Raw genomic sequence first — 1,073 nt, forward strand, 5'->3', positions numbered from 1 at the left:
ATTTGACGTTAGCGACAGAAGAAGCACCGGCTAACTCCGTGCCAGCAGCCGCGGTAATACGGAGGGTGCGAGCGTTAATCGGAATTACTGGGCGTAAAGCGCATGCAGGTGGTTAGTTAAGTCAGATGTGAAAGCCCGGGGCTCAACCTCGGAACTGCATTTGAAACTGGCTGACTAGAGTACTGTAGAGGGGGGTAGAATTTCAGGTGTAGCGGTGAAATGCGTAGAGATCTGAAGGAATACCGGTGGCGAAGGCGGCCCCCTGGACAGATACTGACACTCAGATGCGAAAGCGTGGGGAGCAAACAGGATTAGATACCCTGGTAGTCCACGCCGTAAACGATGTCTACTTGGAGGTTGTGGCCTTGAGCCGTGGCTTTCGGAGCTAACGCGTTAAGTAGACCGCCTGGGGAGTACGGTCGCAAGATTAAAACTCAAATGAATTGACGGGGGCCCGCACAAGCGGTGGAGCATGTGGTTTAATTCGATGCAACGCGAAGAACCTTACCTACTCTTGACATCCAGAGAACTTAGCAGAGATGCTTTGGTGCCTTCGGGAACTCTGAGACAGGTGCTGCATGGCTGTCGTCAGCTCGTGTTGTGAAATGTTGGGTTAAGTCCCGCAACGAGCGCAACCCTTATCCTTGTTTGCCAGCGAGTAATGTCGGGAACTCCAGGGAGACTGCCGGTGATAAACCGGAGGAAGGTGGGGACGACGTCAAGTCATCATGGCCCTTACGAGTAGGGCTACACACGTGCTACAATGGCGCATACAGAGGGCAGCCAACTTGCGAAAGTGAGCGAATCCCAAAAAGTGCGTCGTAGTCCGGATTGGAGTCTGCAACTCGACTCCATGAAGTCGGAATCGCTAGTAATCGTGGATCAGAATGCCACGGTGAATACGTTCCCGGGCCTTGTACACACCGCCCGTCACACCATGGGAGTGGGCTGCAAAAGAAGTGGGTAGTTTAACCTTCGGGAGGACGCTCACCACTTTGTGGTTCATGACTGGGGTGAAGTCGTAACAAGGTAGCCCTAGGGGAACCTGGGGCTGGATCACCTCCTTATACGAA

General features: G+C 53.5%; 1 rRNA gene. It reads left to right on the forward strand.

What is annotated here, in order from left to right:
* Positions 1-1,067 (forward strand): 16S ribosomal RNA (locus ACJB0T_RS21900); the annotation flags it as partial.
* Between the last annotated feature and the right edge of the window lie 6 nt (positions 1,068-1,073).

The organism is Vibrio sp. CB1-5 (assembly GCF_059412285.1).